The sequence below is a fragment of the Streptomyces sp. ICC4 genome, from assembly GCF_003287915.1.
In the GTDB taxonomy this organism is placed as follows: domain Bacteria; phylum Actinomycetota; class Actinomycetes; order Streptomycetales; family Streptomycetaceae; genus Streptomyces; species Streptomyces tritrimontium.
Map to the genome: position 1 here is coordinate 5,299,042 of NZ_CP030286.1, position 25,209 is coordinate 5,324,250.

Sequence of the window (25,209 nt, forward strand, 5' to 3'; positions counted from 1 at the left end):
CATGGCGCACGTTGCTGGCACGGCACCTGGACCTCCGTGCGGCCGCGTGCAGCCACCGGCCGGCCTTCGACTTTCGGGGTCAGCCGGTGCGGCCGAAGTAGGCGGCGAGCCGGTCGGCTGCCGGGGCGTCGTCGGCGGCGGGCTTGGAGGGGCCGAACATGCCGGTCACGGCGCGGATCTCGTCGGGGAAGTTCCCGTACCAGCCGGCGACGGCGGCCTGGACGGCGTCGGGGTCGCCGGTACGGTCCTGGCCGGTGGCGGTGGCCAAGTCCCAGCTGTGCAGGACGGCCTCAAGCAGGTGCAGGTCCACGATCCGAGGACCCGTGCCGCCGCCGGGCAGCGGCATCTGCCGCTCCAGGGCGCCGTCGGCCTGCCAGGCGGCGAGCACTTCCTTGGCGCCGCGTGCGTAGCAGGTCGCCGGGCTGCTCGTCGCCGATCTGGTCGCGGGCGAAGAGGGAGAAGTCCGGGCCGCCGCCCTGGGCGAGGGTGACGTAGTAGGGGTTGCCGGCGACCAGGTGGTTGGCCAGGGACCGCACGTCAAAGTCCTCGCAGGGGGTGGGCTGGCCGTACTGGTCGGGCGTGACGTTGCCCAGCAGCCCGGTGGTGTGGTTGAGGGCCTTCTCCAGCAGCACGATCTCGGACACGGTTGCGCCTTTCTCGGGGGTGAGGAGCCTGCGGCCGCGTAGCCGCAGGGCTCGCCAGTCGGCTCCAGCACCCAGTCGAAGCCCGGGTAGCCGCACCAGCAACTTCAGAGTGCACGGGCTTGCGGACAGTTTCTGTCCGCAAAGGAGCGGGCGGGCCAACCAGAACGCTCCGGGCCGAGATCCAAGTACGGCGGCGCTGAGTCATAGCCGGCCGGTCAGCCCTGGCCCCAGTGCTCAAACAGGACTGGGAGGCGCTGGCCGGCCAGACCGTACTTCGCGGGTGGCTGATTCAGGTGGAGGTGTGGTGTGGCTGGTGGTGTGGCGAAGTCTTCCCGGTCCCCCCGGCAGCCAGCAGAGCCGCCACGCATTCCTCGGCGAGGTCCTCTGCGTGCGGCGGCAGCGGCTGCCCGGCGCGCAGATGGCGGCGGACCAGGGACAGCGGCAGGTCGATCAGGGCCAGGGTGATGCGCTCATGGTCCTGGGGGGCCGCCGCGCCGAGGGCTTTGGCGAGGGAGCCGAGGGAGCCGAACACGCGCTGGTTGCCCAGGTCCGCGCGCTCCTTGTGTTCCTCGGACCAGTCGGCGCGGCCGAACTCCTCGGCGCCGTAGAGGAGGAGCGAGGCCTCCTGTGGGTGGGCTCGGCTCCAGGAGACGACGTGCCGGGCGGCCGCGCGGGCGGCCCGGCGGGGGTCGGGGGCGCTGCCCAGCGCGGCAAAGTACCCCTCCTGGAAGCGCTCTACGGTACGCAGCCACACCTCGGCGAGCAGTGCCGTACGGCCGGGAAAGCGGTGGTACATGGACCCGCTCGGCGCGCCGATCGCCTGGGCGACGGCGGACATGGTCACGCCTGCCGGGCCGGCAGAGGCGGCCAGCCGGACGGCGGCGTCGAGGATCTGGTCGGTGTGGAAGCGGGGTGGTCTCGCCATGAATCAGAGAGTACCCTCCAGATTATTAGAGACTGCTCTCTAATAATCTGGAGGGGAGGACGCATGGGCGTCTACAACGTGCACGAGCGCCTGCTGGCCGCCAAGGGCAGTGAGGTGGGCGCGCTCATAGACAGTCTGTCCGGCGGCGTGGCGGACCGGCTCTGGCCGCACCCGAACTGGCCCGCGGTGGAGTTCGACCGTCCACTGGCGGTCGGCGCGACCGGCGGCCACGGCCCGGTCCGCTACACGGTCACGGCGTACGTGCCCGGGACCTGGGTCCGCTTCGCCTTCAGCGGGCCGCGCGGATTCCACGGCTTCCACGAGTTCGCGGTGCTGCCCGTCGATGAAGAACGCACCGTGCTGCGGCACACCCTCGCGATGAAGACCAGCGGCCTGGCGCGCCTGACCTGGCCCGTGGCCTATCGCCCGATGCACGACGCCTGCCTGGAGGACAGCCTGGACTGCGCCGAGCTCGCCTGCACGGGCACGGTGGCCCGCCCGGCCCGCTGGACTCCGTACGTACGCCTGCTCCGCGCGCTCGCACGCTAAGGGCTGTCCCGTCCCGTCCCGTAGCAAGTCTTCGGAATTCGGTCGAGATGCGCCAGCTGGTGGTCCTCGGGTGGTTCCGCACGCTCTCGTCGCCGGGCGAACCCTCCCACACGGTCCACGTGGGGTCGACGCAGAGGGGCGCTCGAGGCTGGGGCCTATGAGAGTTCCTTCCGCATCAGCATGCACATCGTTTCGTAGCGGCGCAACGATCCATCAGGGGCTTGTTGGTCCCACGAGTCCGGCTGACGGTCGTACGCGACATAGCCCAGTCGCTGGTACAGCGCACGCGCCCGGGGGTTGCCTTCTTCCACGGCCAGTTCGGCCTGCCGCAGACCACGCTCCCTGATCCGCAGTTCTGCGGCTTCGACAAGGAACGTGCCGATCCCGCACGACTGCAAGGCGGGGTGGACTGCCAGTTGCCACAAAGTACCGGCGCCCTCCTTGACCTGGTAGTCGACGCCGCCCTTCGCCACGGGGATGTCCGTTGCAGGGCAGACCGCGAGGTAGTCGACCTCACCGGTCCGGGCCCGTTCCAACTGCTTGGCAACGCCGGCCAAGTGGTGGTCAGAACCTGCCCACCCGCACGACGCCAGATCGGCATGCACCAGATCACGGGCTGACAGCTTCAGTACAACATCGATCATCTTCAGTACCTCCGGCCAGTCAGCATCCACGCCGATCACACGGGGCGCACAACCGTTTCCTCAGCCCGCGCTCCTGGCTCACCGCCACTCGAGCAACCAGACGAACTCTGCTGCCGAAAGCGAACGAAGCCGGCCGCTCGAGGCCACTGCGAATGGCGCCGGCAACTGAGATGCTCTCGCTGTGGCTGGTGTGATCACGGCGTCCCTGGTACCCACCCGCAACCACACCATCGCCGACGATCGAAGAACCATCCATCGGTACTCCACCAACCACCAGGTGGTCATCGACGCCGATACCCGGCTCGTCGTGGTGGTCGACCGGCCCCACCCCCGGGCAACCGCAACGACTGCAAGGCATGGGAGGAATCCGGCGCCAAAGCTGCCGACGGCGGCTGTCCCGACACCGGACTCCTCATGCCCCACCGCCGGCGCAAGGGCGAAGCTCTGCCCGACCGGAAGGAAGCCCGCAACACGTCCCACAAGTGGAACCCGAAACTCGACAGCACCCCACAGGCGGGTCTACGCAGTGGAGCGCCATTCCCCTTCGAGGCTGCTGAAGATCACGGAGTCTCGCCAGCCGTCGTGGAGCAGAGCCGTGTCGCGCAGACGTCCCTCGTGCGTCATACCGATCTTGGACAGCACTCGGGAGGAGCCGAGATTCCTCGGGTCACAGGTGGCATGGATGCGATGGAGCCCAGCTCGCCGAACCCGTGCGCGAGCAGCTGCCGACCCATTTCCATGCCGATGACCTGTCCCCATACCCGGGGATGCACGATGTAGGAGATCTCGCCCTGGCGCTGCTTGTGGCTGCGGACATGCAACTCACCCATGCCCACCACATCCCGCCCGACGCGGGCGATGCAGGGGAACCGGTGCTGTGGGGTGCCCGACCAGGCCTTGACCGCGGAGTCCACGAAGTCCTGCGTCTGGACCTGCGTGTTCGGCCCCCAGGACTGATAGCGGCACACCTCCGGGAGACACGCCCACGAGTGAACGGCCGGCCAGTCCCCCAAAACGATCTTGTCCAAGGCTACCGAGTGCTGACTCATAGGACGATCACGAAGGGGGCACCGCGCAGAGATGAAGATCAGGAGCCCATCACGCTTCACCGACGGCCAGGCGGGGCGGAAGGCCCAGCGCCGTCAGTTCTCGATTCCGGCACTCCTGGGGGTGTGAGATACGCGCCGGTCGGGCCGTGTCACGCGCATTCGCCTGCCGGCTCCAGACCGATGCCCGCGGCCGGGACCAAGTGCTACTTGAGGAAGTTCCGGAGGACAGCGACCATTTCCCGGCGTCGGCCAGCATCGAAGGCGCATCGGACGAGGTGAACATCGCCTCCTTGTCGGGGAAAGCGGGCAGCCGGTGCACCGGTGAGGGAACGGAAAGGCCGTTCAGTTTCCGTCGAGGTGCTCGTGGACGCACTGCGTGTACTGGTGGAAGCTGTCGGGCTGGTAGCACTCCTGCGTCGTGTTCGCATACCAGAGCATGAACACGGCGACCAGCCCGGACACCACGATCGCGAGGGACGACGTCACCACGGCGGTGACGGCCTTGCCCCGGCCCACACCTGTCCGCTTGGCCGCCATCAGCGCGGCGATGCCCAGGATCAGGCCCATCACGGCGAGCGGGCCGCCGACGAAGACGACCGAGGTGCACAGGCCGATGATGCCCAGTGTCATGGCGGCTGTGGCCAGCCCGTTCTTCGGTGCTGTCAGGCCCGGCGCCATTGCGTTCGGTGCCGTCTGAGTCCGTACGGCCTGGTCCTGCGCGGACACCGTGTGATTCAGCGTCGTCTCGATCTCCTGAGCGTTCATCAGCCCGTCCTTCCGTCCCGTCAACTGGTGAGACCACGATTCTGGTTTCGGGAACCCACGGACACATCGCGGGAAGGCGGGAGAGTTCGCTCCCCCGATCGGGGGAGGCCGCCGGTGAGCCGTCCGGTCATACTTGCCTGGCCATGTTCAGAGGAATCCGGCCGCTGCTGCGCGGCTCCACGTATTCGGGTGCGCTCTTCGCCTATTGCGGCGCGTTGGCGAGCCTTCCATTGCTGCCTTTCGCAGCCCTGCCGGCGGTGGCGTGGCCATCCGCTTCCTCGGGAGTGCAGTTCGCTCTGACCGTGCTGGTCTGGTCCGTACTGATCGGCGTGATCGGGCTGGCTCGTACCACGCGGCGGGTGCTGATCGCTTGCGCCCGGCGGATGCTGGTGGTGCCGTTGCCGGATCCCGTGGGCGAGCGTCGGCGTGCGCGGCCGCCCGGAGACGGGGCGGCTCCTTCCACGGCATCGGGCGCCGACCGCCTGCGGACCCCGCTCTGGCTGCTGTCGCATGTGGTGCTGGGGTGGGCGGGGGCGCAGCTGAGCATCCTGCTGTTCGTCGCGGGCCTGCTCCTTCCCGGTGGTTGGGCCGGCGCCGAGGTCGGGGTGAGTGTGAACGGCTGGTCGCTGCGGGCGGAGAGCGGCTGGCAGAGCTGGGCAGCGGCGCTCTGCTGCCTGCTGCTGGCGGCGGCTCTGTGCCTGGCGGTGACGCACGCCCTGCGGTGGCTGGCGCCCAGGCTGCTGGGTCCGTCGTCGGCCGAGCGGCTCGCGCTGGCGGCCGAGCGGGAGCGGGTACTGGCCGAACGCAACCGGCTGGCCCACGAGTTGCACGACTCGATCGGGCACACCCTGACGGCCGCCACGATCCAGGCAGCGGTGGCGGGCGAGGTGCTCTGCGTCGACCCGGCGGCGGCGCGGGCCGCCCTGCGCACCATCGAGGAGTCGACCCGGGCCGCCCTTGAAGACCTGGACTATGTGCTGGGCATGCTGCGCGAGGAGAAGGTGGGGAGGGCACCGGCCCGAACCCTGGCCGACCTGCCCGAGCTGCTCGACCGGCTGCGGCACGCGGGCGCGGTGGTGGAGCCGGAGCTGTCGGGCGACTGTGCGCAGGTGCAGGGGACGCTTTCCCGGGCGGCGTACCGGATCCTGCAGGAAGGCCTGACGAACGCGCTGCGACACGGAGCGGGCGGTCCGATCCGGGTCACGGTGGCGACCGCGCCGGACTCGTTGGAGCTCGGCGTGGTCAACCGGACCGGAGCCGGGAGCGGAAGGAGCCCGGGTCCCTTCCCGACGTCCGGGCACGGCCTGCCCGGCCTCTTGGAGCGCGTGCGGCTCCTGCACGGCGAAATCGAGGCCGGTCCGGACGGACCGGAGCACTGGCGGCTCGCGGTCCGGCTGCCGGTACGCTTGCCCGCATGATCGGCTCACAAGCGAGCGCAGCGGTCGCGACCGGCCCCGACGCGAGCCCAGCCGTCACCACTGACACCGCCGGCGCCTCCAGTTGCACCACCCTCCTGATCGCGGACGACGACGAGGTGACCCGCAGCGGTCTGCGCACGCTGCTCGCCATGCAGCCCGGGATCGCCGTCGTCGGGGAGGCCGCCGACGGCATCGAAGCGGTCGAGCGGGCGCGGCAGTTGCGGCCGGACGTGGTCTTGATGGACGTACGGATGCCGCGCCGCAACGGCATTGAGGCCACCCGGCAGCTCCTCGCCGGGTCGGCCGACCCGCCGAAAGTCGTGATGATCACCACCTTCGAGAACGACGACTACGTCACCGCCGCACTCAGCGCCGGGGCCAGCGGCTTCGTGCTCAAGCGGCTCCCCGTCGCCAAGATCGCGGAGGCGGTGCGGGTGGTCGCGGCGGGCGAGGCGATCCTCTTCCCGGCGGCCCTGCGCCAGATGGTCACCGCCCGCCCACTGGCATCCGTCCAGGCGCTGCCGCAGGCGGCGCTGACGGGCCGGGAGGAGGAGGTGCTGCGCCTGATGGCCACCGGCCGGTCCAACCCGGACATCGCGGAGTCGTGCAGGGTGAGCCTGGAGACGGTGAAGACGCACGTCGGGAACGTGCTGACCAAACTCGGCGCGCAGAACCGGACCCACGCGGTGGTGATCGCGTACGAAACCGGCCTGGTCGTGCCCGGGGTCACGGGCTGACGCAACATCAGCTGTCTGCCCCGGCCCGCCTGTGCCGCTGGACCAGCCTCCCGGGCGGTCCACGCCTGTGCCACCGCTCCCCCGGGGCGCGCCCGGCTATGAGAACCTGGGGAGTTACCCGCCCTCGCGGCGGGCTCACCTGCGGCGACTGAATTCGTTGAGACGAATCGGCGCGACTTGCTTCGTTGAGACAGGGCATCTGCCGCGGCACGTACCGATAGCCGCCCGCTGTCCTTCACGTGAGCGGCCGTCAGGCATTGGGCGGTATCGCGAGGATTGAAGGGACGGCCCCCTGAGCCGGGAGTGCTGCCACGATCGGATGGTCCCGTCCGATCGGACCGAGTTTCGCGCTGCTGCCGGGGGCGCCGAGGTCGGAGAAGAACTCGGCGTTCACGGTGTTGAAGTGCTGCCAATCCTGCGGGGTGTCGTCCTCGAAAAAAATCGCCTCGACCGGGCACACCGGCTCGCAGGCACCGCAGTCGATGCACTCGTCCGGCTGGATGTAGAGCATGCGCTCGCCCTCGTAGATGCAGTCGAGAGGGCACTCATCGATGCATGCCCTGTCCTTGACATCCACACAGGGCAAAGCGATCACAAACGTCATCGAACTGCCGTCCTCTCCAGGTGGTTCCTGCCTGCCGTTCCGACGCAGCCGACCGTATGGCCTCAAGTAGCCTTGAGGTCAACAGGAGGCATTTCATGACGAGCAACCGTTCCGGCGACGTCCGGGCCACCCCGGACGACTGGCTGAGCATCGGCGAGGTGAGCGCACGAACCGGGGCGGCCGTCTCCGCCCTGCGGTTCTACGAAGAGCTCGGCCTGATCGCGTCCGAACGTGACGATCGCAACCAGCGTCGTTACCCTCGGCACATGCTGCGCCGTGTCGCATTGATCTCGGTGGCCAAACGGATCGGCATCCCGTTGCAGGACCTTCGAGAGGCGTTCGCCGACGTGCCGCTCGACCGCCCACCGAGTCACCAGGAGTGGCAGCGCGCCTCGCGGAGCTGGAAGCGTCGACTGGAGGAGCGCCGACAGACCATCGAGCGGCTTGAGGCCGAGCTCACCGGGTGCATCGGCTGCGGATGTCTCTCGATGAAGGCGTGCGCTCTGCTGAACCCCGGAGACACGCTCGCTGAGGACGGTGTCGGCCCCCGACGGCTGTGAGACGGAGCATCGCAGTCCGGGCCAACCGCTGGGAGCCGTACTCAAGTGCCCGTCTCACAGCGGCCTTTCACGCCGTGAACGCCGCCACCTGCGGGAGTGGGAGCACGCCCCCCTTGACTTCCCCCGGTCGTGTACGGCATCGGCCAATGGCACTCTGCCGGAAGGGGCTCAGTGGCGAGGCGGCGCCCGGGCCCGGGCACGGACGCCAGTCGGGCCCTGGCATGGCCTCCGTCCGATGGGTCAGGCGGGCAGAGTCCACCGCTGGGCGGCCGTGCCGTTGCAGGTGCAGAGCTGGGACCTGTGCCGTTGGCGGTCTGGGCGCCGACCACGTCGAGGCATTTGCCGGCCGGGCCGACGAACGCACCGCTTGCGCCGCCGTTCCCGTCGTCCCAGGTGGTGACCCGGACGTGGTCGACGACGAGCCGGTTCGGGAAGACGATCGAGCCTTCGGGTCACCTGGCCAGTCGCCACCCACCGCGAGGTTGAGCACGATCCTGCCCGGTGAGTCTTTCGGCTGGCTGCGGGGAACGGGGGCATTGGTTCTCCTCGCCGGCACCGCTCTCGCCGTCTCCCGGGGAAAGTCGGCCGCCGCGGGGCAGCTGCCGCCGCGGGGCCGACTGCCGACCAGGGACCCGGTCTTCCGAGCCAGGAGACGAGGTCCGTGACGGCGGGGGGGCTGGTGGTCGTAATCGTCCGAGATTGCGCCGACTTGGGTCTTGGCTTGCGAAAAGCACACGCGAATTGCTTTGTGTGCGAGAGCGCCGGGATGTTTGATCGCTTGGACGGGCGAGATCCGTAGCCCCGACGAACGGCCGTTCCGGGTGATGGCCCGGGACGCATCCAGGAGGAAACTTGACTACGACTGCTGAGCCCCGCCGGCGCACGGGCTTAGGTCCCGACGGCATCCGTCACGTCCACACGCTCGGCCCGCACGGGACGAACCTCGAAGCCGCCGCCCATGAATGGCTGCGGCGCCGGGGAACCGCCGGCACGGTCGAACTCCACGCGTCACTCGAGGACGCCCTCGAGGCGGTCCCGCACGACGGGGAGCACGCGCTCGTGGCCTGCGCCGTCTATCCGGCGCTCCATACCTTGACCTTCGGGAACCTGCACCGGCTGCACATGGTTGACAGCTTCATCATGCCGACGCACAACATGGTCCTGGCCAGCATGGGGGCGGATGCTCCCGGCACCGTCTCCACGCATCCTGCCCCGATCGGACTGGTCCCGCGGGAAGCCGAGCCCCGCTTGGTGCTGAGCAATTCCCAGGCCGCCATCGACTGCGCGGCCGACCTGAGCGAAGGCTGCATCACCACCCTCGTCGCCGCCGAGCGGCACGGGATGCGCATTCTTCGCGATTTCGGGCCGGTGCCCATGGTCTTCACCATCCACCAGGTACTTGCCGCGGACGGCCGGCCGGACGGCGCGGGAGCAGCGCTGTGACCTCCACCGCCACCGCCCCGCTCAGCGCAGCATTGCGCGCCGAGGCGAGGGAACTCGCCGGATCCCTCATACCCAAGGTCAATCACTTCCGCCTCCGGCAGGCCGACAACGGTACGGTGACGGCACCGCGGACCGCCGATGGGGAACTGCTCGCCGAGATCCGGGACGAGGCCACCGCCTGGTACGTCCGCAACGGACAGCCCGGTCAGGCCGCCGCGCTGGCGGCGGACGTGGACGGCTGGCTCTGCGAAGGTCTGGACAGCGCGCCGGACTTCGCCCGCTCCCGGGACGCGCTCACACCACCGGCCGACGGCGGGCACGTGTTCTTCCTGGCTCCCGCGCAGACCACCAACAGCGTGCCGCCCGTCGGCAAACGGCTCGACTGCTTCCTCGCACTGCGCAAGGAACCCGATGCCCTCCCGCAACTGGCCACGTCCTTCCCCCACCCCAAGAACAACTGCCAGTCCCTGGTGCTCGTCGCGGGGAGCCACGGGTTCGCACACGGCAACTGCCTCGTGTTCTTTCCCGAGAACGTGGCCGCGCGCGACAAGGTGGAAGACCAGCCGTACGCGATGTTCTTCTACAACAAGATGCGCAAGATCCACGAGACCTACGCCCTGCCGGGAGCCGAGGCGGTACTCACGGCGGGTTCCGTACCGAGGGCCTCGTCCGGCTTGGCGCCGGAGGTCTGCTACGAGGCCCGTGCGATCTGGGGATACCTGCACGACTCCATGCACTACCAGGGGCGCTGGCCGTTCGACCAGCACATCACGTTGAAGATGAACTGGTTCGTCGGCCTCTTGGAGGAGACCAAGGTCGACGCCAAGACCGTCCTCGCCTGCGCGGACGGCGGAGTCCCCTTCGCGCGGGAACAGATCGCCATGATCTTGCTGGAGCGCGTCTTCCGCTACCCGCAGGCCGACGACGCGACCCGCAATTTCGATTCGGGCACCGGTGTCTTCCTCTACTCCTGGCTGCGCCGCCACCATGCGCTGACCGAATCGCCGGAGGCCGACGGCCTGCTCCAGCTGGACTGGGACAAGACCCTCGACGCCTTGCGCGCGTACGTCGCTGCCGTGGAGCAGCTTGAGGACCGGGTCCGCACGGACGACGAGTACCGTGCCGCGGCCAAGGAACTCGTGCGCGCGTACCTGCCCCCCGGCGAAGCGAAGCAGCGATTCGGCTTCACCGAGGATCAGAGCGTCCTCCTGAGGGCCAAGCGGACGCTGGCCGGCCTGCCCGCGCTGCGGTTCGCGGGCGCGGAATGGTGAGCCCGCCTCATGACGGTGAGAGTCGTTGGAGCGCCCGCCTCGGCACCCCGGCCCTGTCCTGCCTCATGGTGCTGCTCCTGGCCGCGGGATGGGTGGTCTCCGGCAAGCTGGTCAGCGACACCCCGCCCCTGGCCGTCGCGGCCGGCCGCACCGCGGCGAGCTTCCTCGTCATCGGCGCGATCGCCGCGCTGCGGCCGCGGACGTGGACGGCGATACGGCTCACCGGCGGCCGGCACCGGGCCGTCGTGCTGCTGGCGTTCCTGGGCTTCTTCGCGTACTACACGGGAACGCTGCTCGGCGTCGACCGGATCGGCGCCTCCCGGGTCGGCCTCGTGGTGTCCCTCCTGCCCTGCATCACCTTCGTCATCGGCATCGTCGCCTTCCGCGAACAGGCAGGCGTCCGCCGGGTCCTGGGCACCGTGCTCGCCGTGGCGGCGGCCCTGGGCTATGCGCTGGACGCCGGCCCGGCGAGTACCGGCGGCGGAGGCGGACTCCTCGTGTCCGGGGTCGCCCTCGCCCTGGCCGGGACGTTCGCGTACGCCCTGTACGGCTACGTCTACCGCAAGCACATGGCCGACGTCCCGCCGCTCGCCGGCCTTCCGGCGGTCACCGGCGCGGCCACGGTCATGCTCGGCCTGACCGCATCCGTATCCGTGCCGCTCGGCACCATCAGCGCGGCCCAGTGGGCGGGAGTCGCGGTGCTCGGTGCGCTGCTCACCGCCCCCGTCTTCGTCATCTCCCATGAACTGATCCTGCGCAAGGGCCCCTTGTTCACCTCGTCCGTCGCACTGGTGGTGCCGTTCCTGGTGCGCCTCGGAGAGTGGGCACGAGGCGCGGCGGACGCCCCCGGACTCGTCTCCCTCCTCTTCCTCGCACTGTGCTCGGCGGGGGTGTGGATGACGGTCGCACCGGTCCGCGTGCCGGCCGCGGAGCACGACCAGCCCCCGATCCCGACCAAGCCCGAAAGAAGTACGCCGTGACGAAACTGCACCCCTCACGCCCCGTCATCGTCTTGGTCTACCAGCGACTTTCGCTGCCCTGGATCTTCGAAGGCGCGCACCGGGCCGGCATCGACATCGTGCTGGTCCCGCGCCCCGACGAGTCCGTGTCCCCGGACCGGCTGCCTCCCGCCGTGGTGGAGGTCCTCCCCCTGGACGTGGAGGGCGATCCGGCCAAGGCACTGGGCATCCTGCGGGAACGTCACGAGAACGCCCCGTTCGACGGCATCACGACGCTGTACGACCCCGCGGTGCCCTTCGTCGCTGACGCGGCCGAAGCACTCGGCCTTCCGGGGCTCGGCAGCGAGACGGCCAGGGCCGTGCAGGACAAACGGATCATGCGTCGCCGGCTGGCCGAAGCGGGGCTGAACGTACCGGACTTCGTCGTCCTCGACGACCCGGGCCAGTGGGCCGACGCCGCCCGTCTCACGTTTCCGGTGGTGGTCAAGCCGGCCAACGGCTTCTCCAGCCTCGGCGTGACCAAGGCCGATGGCCCGCAGCAGCTCCGTGCCGTCGTCGAAGAGGTCTGGCAGATCTGCCGGGACAACCTGAGCCACGTCGCGGGTCTGGTCGTGGAGGAGTACCTGGACGGCCCGGAATTCGCCGTGGAGTCCCTCGCCCACCGCGGCGAGGTGCAGGTGCTGTCCATCGGCTACAAGGGCCAGCCGGTCGGCCCGCACTTCGAAGAGGGCATCTACCAGGCACCGGCTCCGCTCCCGCCCCACGTGCAGGAAGACCTGGTGCGCGAGGTCGTCGCCGCCCACGGCGCCCTCGGGGTCACCGACGGCCCGACCCACACCGAACTGCGGCTGCGCGACGGCGGACGTCCCTACCTGCTGGAACTCGGCGCCCGGGTCGGCGGCTCCGGCGTTTCCCACTACATCGCCGCACACGTCACCGGAGCCGACCTGGCGGCGGACTCACTACGCATTGCCGCGGGACTCGACCCCTGCCCCCTGCCCGGACCGCCGGCGCAACCCGCCCGGGCGACCGGGGCCGCGGCCAACTACATCGTGCCCTGCGGCGGCTCCGGACGGATCACGGCCATCCACGGCCTCGACGAACTGGCCGAGGACCCCCGGGTGGACCACGTTCTCCAGATGCTGCACCCGGGTGACGTCGTACGGCCCTATCCGGAGTTCACCGGCTATCCGGCGTTCATCCTCTCGCACCACCCGTGCGCCGAGGACGCCGAGGAGTTCCACCGCACCATCGAGCAGACCGTCCGTATCGACTACGCACCCGTGGAGGGACAGCAGTGACCGCTGCGGCGCTCGACGACCGCGACGGACACATCTGGCTCGACGGCCGCTTCGTACCCTGGCGGGACGCCCGCCTGCACGTACTGACCCACGGACTCCACTACGGCGGTGGGGTATTCGAGGGGGAACGGGTCTACGACGGCCACGTCTTCAAGCTGACCGAGCACTCGCAGAGGCTTCACGAGTCAGCGCTCGAGCTGGGCTTCCGCATCCCCTTCTCCGTCACCGAGCTGGAGGAGGCGACGCTCGAACTCGTCGACAGACAAGGCATCCGCGACGGCTACGTCCGGCCGGTGGCATGGCGCGGCAGCGAGCAGATCAGCGTGTCCGGCGCCGGCGTCTCCGTCCACGTGGCGATCGCCACGTGGGAGTGGCCGCACGTCTTCTCCGCCGATGCCAAGAACGCCGGCATCCGTTTGGGCACCTCCCGCTGGCGGCGCCCCCATCCGGACACCGCGCCCGTCCGGGCCAAAGCGGCGTCCTTGTACAACATCTGCACCATGGCACGGGACGCTGCCGACGCCGCCGGCTTCGACGACGCGCTGCTCCTCGATTACCGCGGCCACGTCGCCGAGGCCACGGGAGCCAACATCTTCTTCGTCGACGGTGATGAGCTGCACACCCCCGTCGCGGACTGCTTCCTCGCGGGCATCACCCGGGCGACCGTGCTCGGGTTGGCGTGTGAGCTCGGGATCCGCGTGGTGCAACGGCATATCCGCCCCGAGGAACTCGGCGGTTTCGACGAGTGTTTCCTCACGGGCACCGCCTACGAGGTTCAGCCCGTCCGCGCCATCGACTCGAACGAGTTCACGGTGGGCAGGACGACGACCGCTCTGGCGGAGGCGTACACCAGGCTGGTCCACGCGCCGAGCCGGACCACAGCCTTGCGCTGAGCGGCCCCGAGAGGCCCCCGGCGGTCCGCGCCGGGGGCCGCGGCACGATGAACTCACAACCCGGTCTGGCCGACCGGCCGACAGGGACAAAGGGGGAGAGCGGGGGTGCCGGGTCGAGGTGGCCCGCGGGTAGCGTGGCAGCAGCCGAGACGAGGTGGGGAACATGACCCGACGCAAGAGCGCGGCCGAGGTGTTCGATGCGCTGGGTGAACGGTACGAGGACCTGTTCGGGACCGTGCCCGATCAGTTGGAGGCCTTGGACTGGCTCGTGGGGCGGCTGCCCGCCGGGGCCCGGGTGCTGGACGTGGGCAGCGGCACCGGCAGGCCCACGGCGGAGGTGCTCGTCCGTGCCGGGCACGCCGTGACCGGGATCGACGTTTCGGCGGCCATGGTCGAGACGGCCCGTGCCCGGATTCCGGGGGCGCGTTTCGAGCAGGCCGACGTACGCACGTACGTGCCCCAGGCGGTCGGCTTCGACGCCGTGTGCTCCTTCTTCCCGCTCCTGGTCATGGACCAGCCGGACATCGCGGCGGCCCTCGACCGGATGGCGTCCTGGGTCGCGCCGGGCGGGTACCTCGTGCTGGCCACGGTCCCGGGAGACATCCGGGAGCTGGACATCGAGTGGATGGGCCATCCGGTGACCGTCAGCAGCCTGTCCGCGGACCAGCACCTGCGGCAGCTGACGGCGGCCGGCCTGGAGGTGCTCCACCATCACACCTCGTCCTTCGTACCCGCAGACCCCCTCGCGGGGCCCGAGGAGCACTTCTTCTGCTACGCGACACGACGCGCCTGACCTGAGGGACGGCTCGAGGGCGGTCAGGAACCGCCCGGCCCCTGCCGGCCGGGGTCGTCGTGGTCGGTGACGGTGGGGTAGGAGACCCCCGCGTAGACCTGGTTGCTTCGGGAGCGGCCGGATCCTGGGGCCGCGGGCTGTCGAGCCTGCGTTTCTGGGAGGCGGGGTCGACGACCTCGCCCGTAGCGAGCGCCTTGATCCAGGCGGCCATGTCGTCCGCCGTCGAGAGGGCGCCGCCCGCGGCGGTGGCGTAGGAGGGGTTCTGGTGGGTGTAGTCCAGCGGCTTCAGCTTCCCCGAGCGGGCCGCGGCCCGTACGTCGGCGGGGTACGGCTCGTCGGTCACGGCGTGCGCGGAACCTCCGGACATGTAGCCGTGCGCGTACGGCGCGGGCAGGGAGGTGTCACGGGTACCCGGGAGCGAGGTGCCGGATAGGCCGAGCGGGGTGAACAGCCCGTCCCTGAACTGCTGGGCGAGCGGGCGGCCGCCGGAACTCGGGCGCGTCGGTGTAGTCGTACAGCCCGCTGCGCATCTCCAGCAGCTCGGCGAGGGTGATCCTCGCGCCGTTGGGCACACCCGGCACGTAGTCGGACACCGGGTCGGTGAGGCGGACCTTGCCGTCCTGGACGAGGAGTTGGATCAGCGCCGAGGTCATGGTCTTGGAGCAGCTGTGTTGCACGGCGTCTTGAGGTGTCAGATCCGGTGGGCGCCGTTCCGGTACCCGTGGGTACGGGTACCGGGGGCGCCCCCGCTAAGCAATCGATACGAAACGGATCGTTGCGTCATCAGTGTGCGGCTGGACCGGGACGCTGTCAACACGAGACGTAGCGTTGCACTCGGATAGAGTCGGTCCGTGCCCCCCGCGATCCGCAGCGAACAGTCCCGTCAGGCCATCATCGAGGCCGCTGTCGGCCTCTGCGCCGAGCGGGGTTTCGCCTCGATCACGATCGAGGGGATCGCGGCCCGAGCGGGTGTCGGCAAGACGACCATCTACCGGTGGTGGCCGTCCAAAGCCGCCATCCTCATCGAGGGTGTCGAGAATGCTCGGGATGCCGCCGCCGGCTTTCCCGATACCGGTGACATCCGTGCGGATCTGGTCGCTCAAACCTCAAGCGTCATGCAACTGTTCAATACGGCGTTCGGCACGATCTGGCGCGGGCTGATCGGCGCCGCACAATCCGATGAGGACGCGGCGGAGGGGGTCACCCGCATCCTGCGGGTCTCCATCGACGCGTGTGTCGCCCGCCTCGCCAAAGCCCGCGACTCCGGGCAGATCCGCGCCGACCTCGACCTCGAAATGGCGGTCGAACTCCTCTACGGGCCGATCTACCACACCTGGCTCCTGCGCACCCGCCCCCTGCCGGAGGCGTACATGGAGACGGTCATCGCCACGCTCCTGCCCGCGCTGGTGCCACCGCCTGACAAGCCCGCCCCGTAGACCCGGCGGTCAGCGCTCCCCGGTAGCGGCGACGTCTTACCCCACACCCTCTCCCCCGCCCGGGCCGTCGGGGAACCGGGGAGCCGGACGCGGCCCGGCGGCCGGCGTTGGCCGGTCGTGTCCCGCGCTTGCCCCGAAATCGCCTGCCCTGCCAACACCCCTTCTGTGTAATGTCACATGGCATGATGATCTTCCGCCGCACGGCCCTCATCGCCGCCCTGCCCGGCGTCACCGCGGTCCTGCCTCCCGCGCGCGGGCACGCCGCCCTCCTTCTCCCCCGACGACGTCCGGGCCGCCGGCGGCCCGGACGTCGTCGGGGGAGAAGGAGGGCTTGCCCTGGGTGCCGCCGGTGTCGGTGCCGCCGAAGACCCAGGCGTCCACGTCGCCGGCCTTCGGGGTGCGCGACATGGCGCCGAGCGAGCTGTAGGTCCAGTTCTTCTGCCCCGGGGAGGCGATCCAGTACGACCAGTAGGCGGTGGCCTGCGGCGTGAGGACGCACTCCTCCTTGTCCGGAGTGGGGTACTGCGTACCGGAGTTGAAGGAGGCGTTGCCTATCCGGCAGATGAACCCGTCGCCGTCGTGGACGGTGCCCTCGGTCGTGAAGCGGCCGGTGCGCAGCAGCTCGAACCCGGTGGTCGGGGTGGTGTCACAGCCGCGCTCGACCTTGCCGCCGAAAGGGCCGAAGTCCACCGCCACGATGGCGCCCGTGGTGGCCGTGCACTGCTCGATCGGATCGGCGTTCGCGGAGGACGGAACCGTGAGGAAGGCCACTCCCGCACCGAGCGTCAGGAGGGACGCGGTCACGAGGGAGAGGAACCGCCGCCTCGTCCCCGACTGCCGTTTCGCCTGCTGTTCGGTCCCCACCGCGGCCCTCGTCTCTGCCGGGCGGCTGCGTGCGTGGCGAACTGCCCCCGCACGGCTTCCTGCGCCGTGGGGAGGCTGCGACGACCACACCGCAATCCGCGACGGCGCTCTTCGTACTGTGGCCCGGCTCCAGGCATTCCGGCTCACCCGGAACGAGCCCGGGCCTACGGTTGCGGGTCAGCGCCGGAATTCGACCGGCTTCCCCTGGTGCTGAGCAGTTATCAGCCGGAGTGCAACACGGATCTCGCCGACGCGTCAAGGTGGCACGAACCTCAGCCGGCCCGTCCCGGACGCCCGCCGCGCGCCCCGGTTCCCGGCGGCTGGCGGTCCCTTGATCACTCGGGTAGCGTCCAGGGCTGCCACATGGGGGAATCCGGTGAGATGCCGGAGCTGACGCGCAGCGGTGTGGGACGGCGGGGGCCGTCTCCGAGCCCGAATGCCCAAACGGCGATGCACTACAGGAAGCCGTACCACGCGTTCCGGACGGCGGCTCTCCGACCGGGCCCTTGCCGTGCCCCGCCGTGCCCTGCGGTGGTCACGTGCGGCCTGCGCGGGAGGAGCCGGCGTCCGCCGATTCCAGGAGCAGGCCATGTCCCGTCCCCGCACCTCCCGCCGCCTCGCGCTCGCGGTGCCCGCCACACTCGGCGCCTTCGCCCTCACGGTGCTGCCCGCCTCCGCGACCTCGTCGCCGGCGCAGCTGGCCACGTCCAAGACGAACGGTGTCGCCCACCTCAAGTCGCTTCAGGCGGCCGATGGTTCGTACGCCGGCTCCGGCCTGTCCAACGAGTGGGCGTTCAGCGCCCTCGCCGCCTCCGGCACCGCCGTCGTCGACGTCTACCCCGGCGGCGACACCACGAAGAACGCCCGCACGGTCTACCGCAACCTCCTCTCCACGGCGGGCTGGCCGCAGGCCTCCCCGGTGGTCACCGACTACGAGCGCGGCACCCTGAACGCGTACGCCGCGGGCATCGACCCGGCCCGCGTCTCGGCCTCGCGCAACCTCGTGGCGAACGTCTACTCCTACTGGCAGACGGCCGAGGCGGGCTACTTCGGCCCGTCGGGAAACTTCAACGGCACCGTCTTCGCGGCCCTTTCGCTGCGCGGGGCCAAGACCCAGGGCGGCGCGCAGCGCATCCCGCAGGCGCTGACCGACTCGATGGTCACCCGCATCCGCGCCAACCAGCACGTGGACGGCGGCTGGACCTTCCAGAAGGCGGAGGGCAACCCGACGGTCCTCAACTCCGCGAGCGACGTCGACATGACGGGCGCGGCCATGGCCGCCCTCTGCGTCTCCGGGGTCCCCAACACCGACGCGGACGTCGTCCAGGCGAAGAACTTCCTCAAGGGCACGCTCGTCTCGGGCACGGGCGCCTTCAACTCCCTCTACGGGGTCAACACCAGCTCGAACGGCTGGGGCGTCGCCGGCCTGAACGCCTGCGGATTCAACCCGCAGACCGGTGACTTCCTCACCGGCAGCGGCAAGACCCCGATCGACTTCCTGATCGCCAACCAGTACAACCCGGCCGGCGGCTTCAAGTACAAGCCCTCGGACGCCGTCCCGTCGGCCTACGCCTCCATCGACGCCCTGCGCGCCGTGGCCGGCGGCGGCTTCACGGCGGCCCCGCCCGTCCCGGTCACCCCCGGCGCCCCGCAGTGGGTCGCGCAGTCCGCCTTCACCGCCGGCACGGCCACCAAGCTGGCGCTGACCGTCGACGACGGCGCGGGCGGCCTCAAGGTCTGCTCGGTCGCCTTCACCCCGACCGCCGCGACCACCACCCTCGGCGACGTCCTCGCCGCCGCGACCGGCGCCGCCACCCCGTCCGGCTGCGTCACGAGCGTGACCCCGTCCTCGGGCACCGGGACGATCACCCACGTCAACGGCAAGGCCAACAACGGCGCGAACACCTGGAAGGTCAGCGTCGACGGCTCCGCCTCCGCCGGCGCGCTGCGCGAGAAGGTCATCAACGTGGGCGACACCATCGCCCTGCGCTGGGGCGCCTGATCCGCGGCCGGGTGCGGCCCCGCGGACGGGGCCGCACCCGGCACCGGCGCTCAGCCGTGGGTGAAGTGCGGCGGGCGCTTGTCCGCGAACGCCCGGGCAGGGTGAACCCCCGTCCGTCGACGACGAGTTCGGCGCCCTCGGTGGCTCCGATGCCGACGTAGCGCTCCCCCCGGTCGAGCGCGTCACGGCTGACCAGCGGCCCGAAGTCGGCCTCCGGATCGTCGGAGCGGCCGACGCGCAGGGGTACGGACGGACGGACCCGGTCGGGTGTGCCGCTGGGAGGGATCGTGAGAACTACGAGCGCGCGGACAGGTGGTGCGCGCGCTCCGCCGGATCACCAGGGTCGTGGGTACAAACCGGTGCCGTGCGTGTCTGCTCCATCCTCGTGGACAACACGGAACGTTCCGCGGCCGGTATCCCGACTCCCGGATCCCCGCGTGCCGCCCGCCTTCCCGGCAGACCTCGTCAGCGGCGTGTGGATGGCAGCACACTCCCCGGTCACAGTGGCGGGACCGTGCCGGATTCACACCGGCTTCCCTGTACCGCGGACCTTTGCCCACGAACATGTAGTTGGACGTCCTAGTAAATCCAGACCCCCTGCCGCGCCCCGGTCAGCGCTCACCGCTCCGCGACGGGATACGGGACGAAGGTGCTGCTGTTCTCGTCGATGGCCAGGGGTCGGCCCAGCGGCGGCACCGCGCGCTGCGGGCAGTCCAGGCGTTCGCAGAGCCGGCACCCCATGCCGATCGGGGTGGCGGCCGCCGTGTTGTCCAGATCGAGCCCGTCCGCGTACACGAGCCGGGAGGCGTGCCGGATCTCGCAGCCGAGGCCGATGGCGAAGGTCTTGCCCGGCTCGCCCCAGCCGCCCCGGTGCCGGGTGACGGCGCGGGCGGTCCACAGGTGGCGCTGACCGTCGGGCATGGCGGCGACCTGGACGTGGATGCGGCCGGGAGCGGCGAAGGACTCGTACACGTTCCACAGCGGGCAGGTGCCGCCCGCGCGGGAGAAGTGGAATCCGGTGGCGGACTGCCGCTTGGACATGTTCCCGGCCCGGTCCACACGGACGAAGGAGAACGGAACCCCGCGCAACCTGGGGCGTTGCAGGGTGCTGAGCCGGTGGCAGACCGTCTCGTACCCGAGGCCGAAGTGGTCGGTCAGCCGCTCGATGTCGTAGCGGAACTCCTCGGCGGCCGTGTGGAAGGCGCGGTACGGCAGGACCAGCGCGGCCGCGAAGTAGTTGGCGATGCCGATCCGGGCCAGGGGGTGCGCCTCGGACCCGGCCGGGAAGTCCTCCGCGGCCAGCCGGTCCAGCTCGTCCCCGTACTCCAGGAGGGCGAGCTGGGTGGCCATGCGGAAGGCCTGCTGCCCGGGGCGGAGCCGGTTCGACAGGTGCAGGACGCGGGAGCCGGCGTCGTAGTGGTGCAGCCGGTCGCAGTCCGCGGCGGTCCTGACCCCGTGCCGGTCCGCGAGGCGGCGGGTCAGGGCGCGGATGACGTCCCCGGGGCGGATGCCGATCTCGCGGGCCAGCTCCTCGGCCGCGAGATCGGTGTCGTGGAGGTAGTTCTGCCGGCGGTAGAAGAACTCGCGGATCTCCTCGTGGGGTGAACGCGGGGCCTGCGCCGGGCCGCCCCGGCCTTCGGCCGCGTCGGCGAGCCGCTCCGACAGGAGCTGGCCGCGCCGGCCCAGGTCCAGCAGGACCGCGGCGACCGCCGGCATCCGGGTGGCCAGTTCGGCCAGGTCGGAGGCGGAGACGCGGGCCTCGGCGACCTCGGTCGCCAGGGCCTCGCGCAGGTCCGCGACCATGCGGCTGGTGTCGCGCTCCGAGAAGAAGCCCGGATCGACCCCGAAGGCCTCGGTGAGCCGCAGCAGCACCGGGACGGTCAGCGGCCGGGAGTCGTGTTCCATCTGGTTCAGATAGCTGGGCGAGATGCCCAGCACCCTGGCCAGGTCGGCCTGCGTCATCCGCCGCTCCTCGCGCAGCCGCCGCAGCCGCACCCCCGCGTACGTCTTGCTCACCGGACTCCTCCACCGTCGGACGGGCCCGGTCAGCATACGAGGACCGCACGTGCCACGAGCCTTCGCAAACTTGGCAATTTCAGCCTCGAAGATTCGCACATCTTGGCAGACGTACCCGCTTGTTGGCACCCAGTGCCAATGCCAGAGTCTGTTCTGCGGCCAGCCGGAACCGGTGGCCGGAACGGACTCCGGACCACCGATTCATGCCCTGATTGCGGTGATCCGGTCAGCCCGCTCCCGGTAGATCGGCAGCATTGCTCAGCTCCGGCCCATGGGCGGGTCCGGTGGCCGCACCCTCTTATCCAGGCACAGAGTGCCAATGCGTGGATGCCTGTCGGGGCATCGGCGACGGCATTGGCAAGACAAGCGACGACGGAAACGGTGACGGTCATGGCAGAGGCGAACACGGCGGCGGCCAAGCAGCTCGAACAGCGCTGGGCGGACGACCCGCGCTGGGCGGGCATCGAGCGCACCCACTCGGCCGAGGACGTGGTCCGGCTCTCGGGCAGCGTCCGCGAGGAGCACACCCTGGCCCGGCGCGGCGCCGAGCGGCTGTGGCGGCAGCTGCACGAGCAGGACTACATCCACGCGCTGGGCGCGCTGACCGGCGGCCAGGCGGTCCAGCAGGTGCGGGCCGGCCTCCAGGCGATCTACCTCTCGGGCTGGCAGGTCGCGGCCGACGCGAACCAGGCCGGGCACACCTACCCGGACCAGAGCCTCTACCCGGTCAACTCGGTTCCCCAGGTGGTCCGTCGGATCAACAACGCGCTGCTGCGCGCCGACCAGATCGCCACCGCCGAGGGCGGCCACGACCGCACGGACTGGCTGGCGCCCATCGTCGCCGACGCCGAGGCCGGCTTCGGTGGGCCGCTGAACGCCTTCGAGCTGACCAAGGCCATGATCGCGGCGGGCGCGGCCGGCATCCACTACGAGGACCAGCTCGCCTCCGAGAAGAAGTGCGGCCACCTCGGCGGCAAGGTCCTCGTCCCGACGGCCCAGCACGTCCGCACGCTCAACGCGGCCCGGCTGGCCGCCGACATCGCCGATGTCCCCACCTTGATCATCGCCCGCACGGACGCCCTCGCGGCGAACCTGCTCACCAGCGATGTCGACGAGCGCGACGCACGGTTCACCACGGGGGAGCGCACGGCCGAGGGCTTCTACCGGGTGGAGCCGGGGATGGCCCCGGTGATCGCCCGCGGGCTCGCCTACGCCCCGTACGCCGACCTGATCTGGGTGGAGACCGGAACCCCGGACCTGGCACAGGCCCGCGAGTTCGCCGAGGCGATCCACGCGCGGTACCCCGACCAGATGCTCGCCTACAACTGCTCGCCCTCCTTCAACTGGAAGGCGGCCCTGGACGACGACCAGATCGCCAAGTTCCAGCGCGAGCTGGGGGCCATGGGCTACCGCTTCCAGTTCATCACGCTGGCCGGCTTCCACTCCCTCAACCACGGCATGTTCGACCTCGCCCGAGGCTACGCCGAGCACGGCATGACCGCGTACGTGGACCTTCAGGAGCGCGAATTCGCCGCCCAGGCCCAGGGGTTCACCGCGGTCAGGCACCAGCGCGAGGTCGGTACCGGCTACTTCGACCTGGTCTCCACCGCCGTCAACCCGGCCTCCTCCACCACCGCGCTCTCCGGCTCCACCGAGGAAGAGCAGTTCCACTAGGCCCGTTCGGGCCCGGCGCCGGTCCGAACCCGGCACCGGTCCGAACCGGCGCCGCGCGCCCGCCGTCCGACGGTGCCCCGGGCCCCTGCCGGCCCCGTGCGCCGACCGCCCCACGCCCGACGCCCCACGCCCGACGCCCCCGCCGAGGAGCAGAACCGCATGTCACTCAAGCCACTGACCAGCAGCGTCAAGGTCCTCGGCGCGCCGGGTGAGCGCCACGAGGAGATCCTGAGCCCCGAGGCCCTGGAGTTCATCGGACGGCTCGACGCCGCCTTCGCGGACCGCCGCCGGGAGATCCTCAAGGAGCGCCGCCGCCGCTCCGCCCACCTGGTCTCCGGATCGCCCCTGGACTTCCCCCGCACCACCGCCGCCGTCCGCGCCGACCCCGACTGGCGGGTGGCCCCGCCCGCACCGGGACTGGCCGACCGGCGGGTCGAGATCACCGGCCCGCCGGAGCGCCGGATGGCGGTCAACGCCCTGAACTCGGGGGCGAAGGTCTGGATGGCCGACTTCGAGGACGCCACCGCCCCGACCTGGGAGAACGTCATCGGCGGCCAGCTCAACCTGCTCGACGCCATCGAACGCCGCATCGACTTCACCACCCCCGAGGGCAAGGAGTACCGGCTCGGCGCGGACCTCGCGACCATCATGGTCCGCCCGCGCGGCTGGCACCTGACCGAGGAGCACCTGGAGATCGACGGCCGGCCCGTGTCCGCCTCGCTCGTGGACTTCGGCCTGTACTTCTTCCACTGCGCCCGGCGCCAGATCGACGCCGGGCACGGCCCGTACTTCTACCTCCCCAAACTGGAGAACCGGTACGAGGCCCGGCTGTGGAACGACATCTTCCTCTTCGCCCAGGACCTGCTGGACATCCCGCGGGGCACGGTCCGCGCGACCGTCCTCATCGAGACGATCACCGCCGCGTTCGAGATGGAGGAGATCCTCCACGAGCTGCGCGAACACAGCGCCGGACTGAACGCGGGCCGCTGGGACTACCTCTTCAGCCTGATCAAGACCTTCGGCCACCGCACCGACTTCCAGCTTCCCGACCGGGCCAAGGTCACCATGACCGCCCCGTTCATGCGGGCGTACACCGAACTCCTCGTCCGCACCTGCCACAAGCGGGGCGCCCACGCCATCGGCGGCATGGCGGCCCACGTCCCGAGCCGGGACGCGGGGGCCAACGCCGCCGCCCTGGCCAAGGTCCGCCTCGACAAGGAGCGCGAGGCCGAGGACGGCTTCGACGGCTCCTGGGTCGCCCATCCCGGGCTCGTCCCCGCCTGCCGCGAGACCTTCGACGGAGTCCTCGGGGACCGCCCGGACCAGCGGGAGCGCACCCGCGAAGACGTCGAGGTCACGGCCGCCGAGCTGCTGTCCGTCCGCCGGACCGCCGCCCCGCCGACCTCCGAGGGCATCCGCTCGAACGTCGCCGTGGCCCTGCGCTACTTCGACGCCTGGCTGCGCGGCAGCGGCGCCGTGGCCCTGAACGGGCTGATGGAGGACGCCGCCACCGCCGAGATCGCCCGGGTCCAGATCTGGCAGTGGCTCCGCCACGACCGGGTGGAGCGCGGGACCGTCATCGACCTCCTCGACACCGAATGCGCGGCCCTGGAGGCCGAGGACCCGCGGGCGCTCGCCCTCGAAGCACGGGAGGTCTTCGTGGACACCGCGCTCTCGGTCCACCTCCCCGCCTTCTTCACGCCCGAGGCCTACACCCGCCACCTCGTCCGCCGCACCGGCGTGCGGGTGAGCGCGTGAGCGCCCCCGCGGCGCCCGCCGGCATCCGGCGCGTCGGAGTCGTCGGCGGCGGCCAGATGGGCGCGGGCATCGCCGAGGTGTGCGCCCGCGCCGGACTCGACACCGTCGTCGCGGAAGCCGACGCGACCGCCGCCCGCGCCGCCGGCCGACGCGTGGCCGACTCCCTGGAGCGAGCCGTCCAGCGGGGCAAGCTCGACCGGATCTCCGCCGAGGACGCCCTGGCCCGGCTCGTCTTCACCGGAGACCTGGGGGACCTCGCCGACCGGCAGCTCGTCATCGAAGCCGTCACCGAGAACCCCGAGGCCAGGACGGAGGTCTTCACCCGCCTCGACAAGACCGTCGAGGACCCCGAAGCCATTTTGGCCACCAACACGTCCGCCATCCCGGTCATGCGGCTGGGCACGGCCACCGGACGCGCGGACCGGGTGGTGGGCCTGCACTTCTTCAACCCCGTCCCCGTGCTGCCGCTGGTCGAGGTCGTCCCCTCCCTCCACACGTCGGCGGACACCCTGGCCGCGGTCGAGGCCTTCGCCCGCGAGACGCTGGGCAAGACCACGGTCCGGTCCCAGGACCGGGCGGGCTTCGTCGTCAACGCCCTGCTGATCCCCTACCTCCTCTCGGCCGTTCGCATGGCCGAATCCGGGTTCGCGAGCGCAGCCGACGTGGACGCCGGCATGGAGCTGGGCTGCGCCCACCCGATGGGGCCGCTCAAGCTCGCCGACCTGATCGGACTGGACACGGTCGCGGCGATCGCCGAGTCGCTGTACGAGGAGTTCAAGGAACCGCTCTACGCCCCGCCCCCGCTGCTCCGGCGGATGGTGCAGGCGGGGTTGCTGGGCCGCAAGAGCGGCCGCGGGTTCCACACGTACGGCCGGGGCTGAGGGGCCCCGGCAGGTCTCCGCGC

At 70.8% G+C, this 25,209-nt stretch carries 23 protein-coding genes, 6 pseudogenes and 3 riboswitches; of the genes and pseudogenes, 16 read left to right on the plus strand and 13 right to left on the minus strand.

Annotated features, from left to right (window positions below; genetic code table 11):
* Positions 1–79: 79 nt before the first annotated feature.
* The 3 genes and pseudogenes from DRB89_RS24705 to DRB89_RS24710 form a co-directional block, all read right to left on the minus strand.
* Positions 80–391 (minus strand): annotated as a pseudogene (locus DRB89_RS24705) (TIGR03086 family protein); the annotation flags it as partial.
* A complete protein-coding gene (locus DRB89_RS44850) occupies positions 291–740 on the minus strand; it encodes a maleylpyruvate isomerase N-terminal domain-containing protein (RefSeq protein ID WP_343234848.1) in 450 nt (149 codons plus the stop codon). The pseudogene DRB89_RS24705 and the gene DRB89_RS44850, both read right to left, overlap by 101 nt.
* 193 nt (positions 741–933) lie before the next feature.
* Entirely contained in the window at positions 934–1,569 is a 636-nt protein-coding gene (locus tag DRB89_RS24710; RefSeq protein ID WP_112450474.1) for a TetR/AcrR family transcriptional regulator, read from the minus strand.
* Positions 1,570–1,632: 63 nt separating this feature from the next.
* On the opposite strand from DRB89_RS24710, the gene DRB89_RS24715 reads away from it, so the two are divergent.
* Complete coding sequence (locus tag DRB89_RS24715) at positions 1,633–2,118, plus strand: SRPBCC family protein (protein ID WP_112450473.1); 486 nt, start codon at positions 1,633–1,635, stop codon at positions 2,116–2,118.
* A 155-nt stretch (positions 2,119–2,273) separates the two neighbouring features.
* On the opposite strand, the gene DRB89_RS24720 is transcribed toward DRB89_RS24715, so the two are convergent.
* Positions 2,274–2,762 (minus strand): GNAT family N-acetyltransferase, encoded by a 489-nt coding sequence (locus tag DRB89_RS24720; RefSeq protein ID WP_112453692.1) that lies wholly within the window; start codon positions 2,760–2,762, stop codon positions 2,274–2,276.
* Between the two features lie 190 nt (positions 2,763–2,952).
* Between DRB89_RS24720 and DRB89_RS24725 the strand changes: the two are divergent.
* A pseudogene (locus DRB89_RS24725) lies at positions 2,953–3,245 on the plus strand (IS5/IS1182 family transposase); the annotation flags it as partial.
* 36 nt (positions 3,246–3,281) lie between these two features.
* Here DRB89_RS24725 and DRB89_RS46380 read toward each other — a convergent pair.
* From DRB89_RS46380 to DRB89_RS24735, 3 genes are all read right to left on the minus strand, one after another.
* Positions 3,282–3,446: a GNAT family protein gene (locus DRB89_RS46380; protein WP_343234704.1), complete on the minus strand. Its 165-nt coding sequence runs from the start codon at positions 3,444–3,446 to the stop codon at positions 3,282–3,284.
* Positions 3,383–3,790, minus strand: a complete 408-nt coding sequence (locus tag DRB89_RS24730) for a GNAT family N-acetyltransferase (RefSeq protein WP_239516319.1) — start codon at positions 3,788–3,790, stop codon at positions 3,383–3,385. The genes DRB89_RS46380 and DRB89_RS24730 overlap by 64 nt, the downstream gene beginning before the upstream one ends.
* A 363-nt stretch (positions 3,791–4,153) precedes the next feature.
* Positions 4,154–4,576, minus strand: coding sequence for a DUF4190 domain-containing protein (locus DRB89_RS24735; protein ID WP_239516320.1), 423 nt, complete (start codon positions 4,574–4,576; stop codon positions 4,154–4,156).
* A gap of 143 nt (positions 4,577–4,719) precedes the next feature.
* Here DRB89_RS24735 and DRB89_RS24740 point away from each other — a divergent pair, with 143 nt between their 5' ends.
* Together DRB89_RS24740 and DRB89_RS24745 are read left to right on the plus strand one after the other, a co-directional pair.
* Positions 4,720–5,994 (plus strand): histidine kinase, encoded by a 1,275-nt coding sequence (locus DRB89_RS24740; protein WP_112450472.1) that lies wholly within the window; start codon positions 4,720–4,722, stop codon positions 5,992–5,994.
* Positions 5,991–6,731: a response regulator transcription factor gene (locus DRB89_RS24745; RefSeq protein WP_112450471.1), complete on the plus strand. Its 741-nt coding sequence runs from the start codon at positions 5,991–5,993 to the stop codon at positions 6,729–6,731. The genes DRB89_RS24740 and DRB89_RS24745 overlap by 4 nt, the downstream gene beginning before the upstream one ends.
* A 250-nt stretch (positions 6,732–6,981) precedes the next feature.
* Here DRB89_RS24745 and fdxA read toward each other — a convergent pair whose 3' ends face one another.
* Positions 6,982–7,335 carry a ferredoxin gene (gene fdxA, locus DRB89_RS24750; RefSeq protein WP_112450470.1) on the minus strand — a complete coding sequence of 118 codons (354 nt, stop codon included), beginning with the start codon at positions 7,333–7,335 and terminating at the stop codon, positions 6,982–6,984.
* Between the two features lie 95 nt (positions 7,336–7,430).
* Between fdxA and soxR the strand changes: the two genes are divergently transcribed.
* On the plus strand, positions 7,431–7,895 hold the full coding sequence (gene soxR / locus DRB89_RS24755) for a redox-sensitive transcriptional activator SoxR (protein ID WP_112450469.1): 465 nt from the start codon (positions 7,431–7,433) through the stop codon (positions 7,893–7,895).
* A gap of 249 nt (positions 7,896–8,144) precedes the next feature.
* On the opposite strand, the pseudogene DRB89_RS44855 reads toward soxR, so the two are convergent.
* Positions 8,145–8,388, minus strand: a pseudogene (locus DRB89_RS44855) (RICIN domain-containing protein); the annotation flags it as partial.
* A 359-nt stretch (positions 8,389–8,747) separates the two neighbouring features.
* Here DRB89_RS44855 and DRB89_RS24760 point away from each other — a divergent pair.
* The 6 genes from DRB89_RS24760 (at position 8,748) to DRB89_RS24785 (ending at position 14,555) form a co-directional block, all read left to right on the plus strand.
* Entirely contained in the window at positions 8,748–9,338 is a 591-nt protein-coding gene (locus tag DRB89_RS24760; RefSeq protein WP_112450468.1) for a bacilysin biosynthesis protein BacA, read from the plus strand.
* Complete coding sequence (locus DRB89_RS24765) at positions 9,335–10,609, plus strand: DUF6421 family protein (protein WP_112450467.1); 1,275 nt, start codon at positions 9,335–9,337, stop codon at positions 10,607–10,609. The genes DRB89_RS24760 and DRB89_RS24765 overlap by 4 nt, the downstream gene beginning before the upstream one ends.
* 65 nt (positions 10,610–10,674) lie before the next feature.
* A complete protein-coding gene (locus DRB89_RS24770) occupies positions 10,675–11,589 on the plus strand; it encodes a DMT family transporter (protein ID WP_162688707.1) in 915 nt (304 codons plus the stop codon).
* Positions 11,586–12,869, plus strand: coding sequence for an ATP-grasp domain-containing protein (locus DRB89_RS24775; protein ID WP_239516321.1), 1,284 nt, complete (start codon positions 11,586–11,588; stop codon positions 12,867–12,869). Before DRB89_RS24770 ends, DRB89_RS24775 begins: the two co-directional genes overlap by 4 nt.
* Complete coding sequence (locus tag DRB89_RS24780) at positions 12,866–13,762, plus strand: branched-chain amino acid aminotransferase (RefSeq protein ID WP_112450465.1); 897 nt, start codon at positions 12,866–12,868, stop codon at positions 13,760–13,762. Before DRB89_RS24775 ends, DRB89_RS24780 begins: the two co-directional genes overlap by 4 nt.
* A 163-nt stretch (positions 13,763–13,925) precedes the next feature.
* Positions 13,926–14,555, plus strand: a complete 630-nt coding sequence (locus DRB89_RS24785) for a class I SAM-dependent methyltransferase (RefSeq protein ID WP_112450464.1) — start codon at positions 13,926–13,928, stop codon at positions 14,553–14,555.
* 169 nt (positions 14,556–14,724) lie between these two features.
* Here DRB89_RS24785 and DRB89_RS44860 read toward each other — a convergent pair.
* Positions 14,725–15,208: pseudogene (locus DRB89_RS44860) on the minus strand (serine hydrolase domain-containing protein); the annotation flags it as partial.
* Positions 15,209–15,406: 198 nt separating this feature from the next.
* Here DRB89_RS44860 and DRB89_RS24795 point away from each other — a divergent pair.
* Complete coding sequence (locus DRB89_RS24795; protein WP_112450463.1) at positions 15,407–15,991, plus strand: TetR/AcrR family transcriptional regulator; 585 nt, start codon at positions 15,407–15,409, stop codon at positions 15,989–15,991.
* A gap of 291 nt (positions 15,992–16,282) precedes the next feature.
* Here the strand turns inward: DRB89_RS24795 and DRB89_RS24800 are convergent.
* Positions 16,283–16,855 (minus strand): annotated as a pseudogene (locus DRB89_RS24800) (peptidase); the annotation flags it as partial.
* Positions 16,856–16,987: 132 nt separating this feature from the next.
* Positions 16,988–17,059, minus strand: a riboswitch (cobalamin riboswitch).
* A 162-nt stretch (positions 17,060–17,221) separates the two neighbouring features.
* Positions 17,222–17,297: riboswitch (cobalamin riboswitch) on the plus strand.
* A 147-nt stretch (positions 17,298–17,444) separates the two neighbouring features.
* Between DRB89_RS24800 and DRB89_RS24805 the strand changes: the two are divergent.
* A complete protein-coding gene (locus DRB89_RS24805; protein WP_112452492.1) occupies positions 17,445–18,857 on the plus strand; it encodes a hypothetical protein in 1,413 nt (470 codons plus the stop codon).
* Between the two features lie 91 nt (positions 18,858–18,948).
* On the opposite strand, the pseudogene DRB89_RS24810 reads toward DRB89_RS24805, so the two are convergent.
* Both DRB89_RS24810 and DRB89_RS24815 read right to left on the minus strand, forming a co-directional pair.
* Positions 18,949–19,119 (minus strand): annotated as a pseudogene (locus DRB89_RS24810) (aldehyde dehydrogenase family protein); the annotation flags it as partial.
* A 128-nt stretch (positions 19,120–19,247) separates the two neighbouring features.
* Positions 19,248–19,426: riboswitch (cobalamin riboswitch) on the minus strand.
* A 49-nt stretch (positions 19,427–19,475) separates the two neighbouring features.
* Positions 19,476–20,873 (minus strand): short-chain fatty acyl-CoA regulator family protein, encoded by a 1,398-nt coding sequence (locus DRB89_RS24815; protein WP_112452491.1) that lies wholly within the window; start codon positions 20,871–20,873, stop codon positions 19,476–19,478.
* 390 nt (positions 20,874–21,263) lie between these two features.
* Here DRB89_RS24815 and aceA point away from each other — a divergent pair, with 390 nt between their 5' ends.
* The 3 genes from aceA (at position 21,264) to DRB89_RS24830 (ending at position 25,186) form a co-directional block, all read left to right on the plus strand.
* A complete protein-coding gene (aceA, locus tag DRB89_RS24820) occupies positions 21,264–22,547 on the plus strand; it encodes an isocitrate lyase (protein WP_112454259.1) in 1,284 nt (427 codons plus the stop codon).
* Between the two features lie 159 nt (positions 22,548–22,706).
* Entirely contained in the window at positions 22,707–24,305 is a 1,599-nt protein-coding gene (gene aceB, locus DRB89_RS24825) for a malate synthase A (RefSeq protein WP_112451458.1), read from the plus strand.
* Positions 24,302–25,186: a 3-hydroxybutyryl-CoA dehydrogenase gene (locus DRB89_RS24830; protein WP_112451459.1), complete on the plus strand. Its 885-nt coding sequence runs from the start codon at positions 24,302–24,304 to the stop codon at positions 25,184–25,186. The genes aceB and DRB89_RS24830 overlap by 4 nt, the downstream gene beginning before the upstream one ends.
* Positions 25,187–25,209 lie beyond the last annotated feature (23 nt).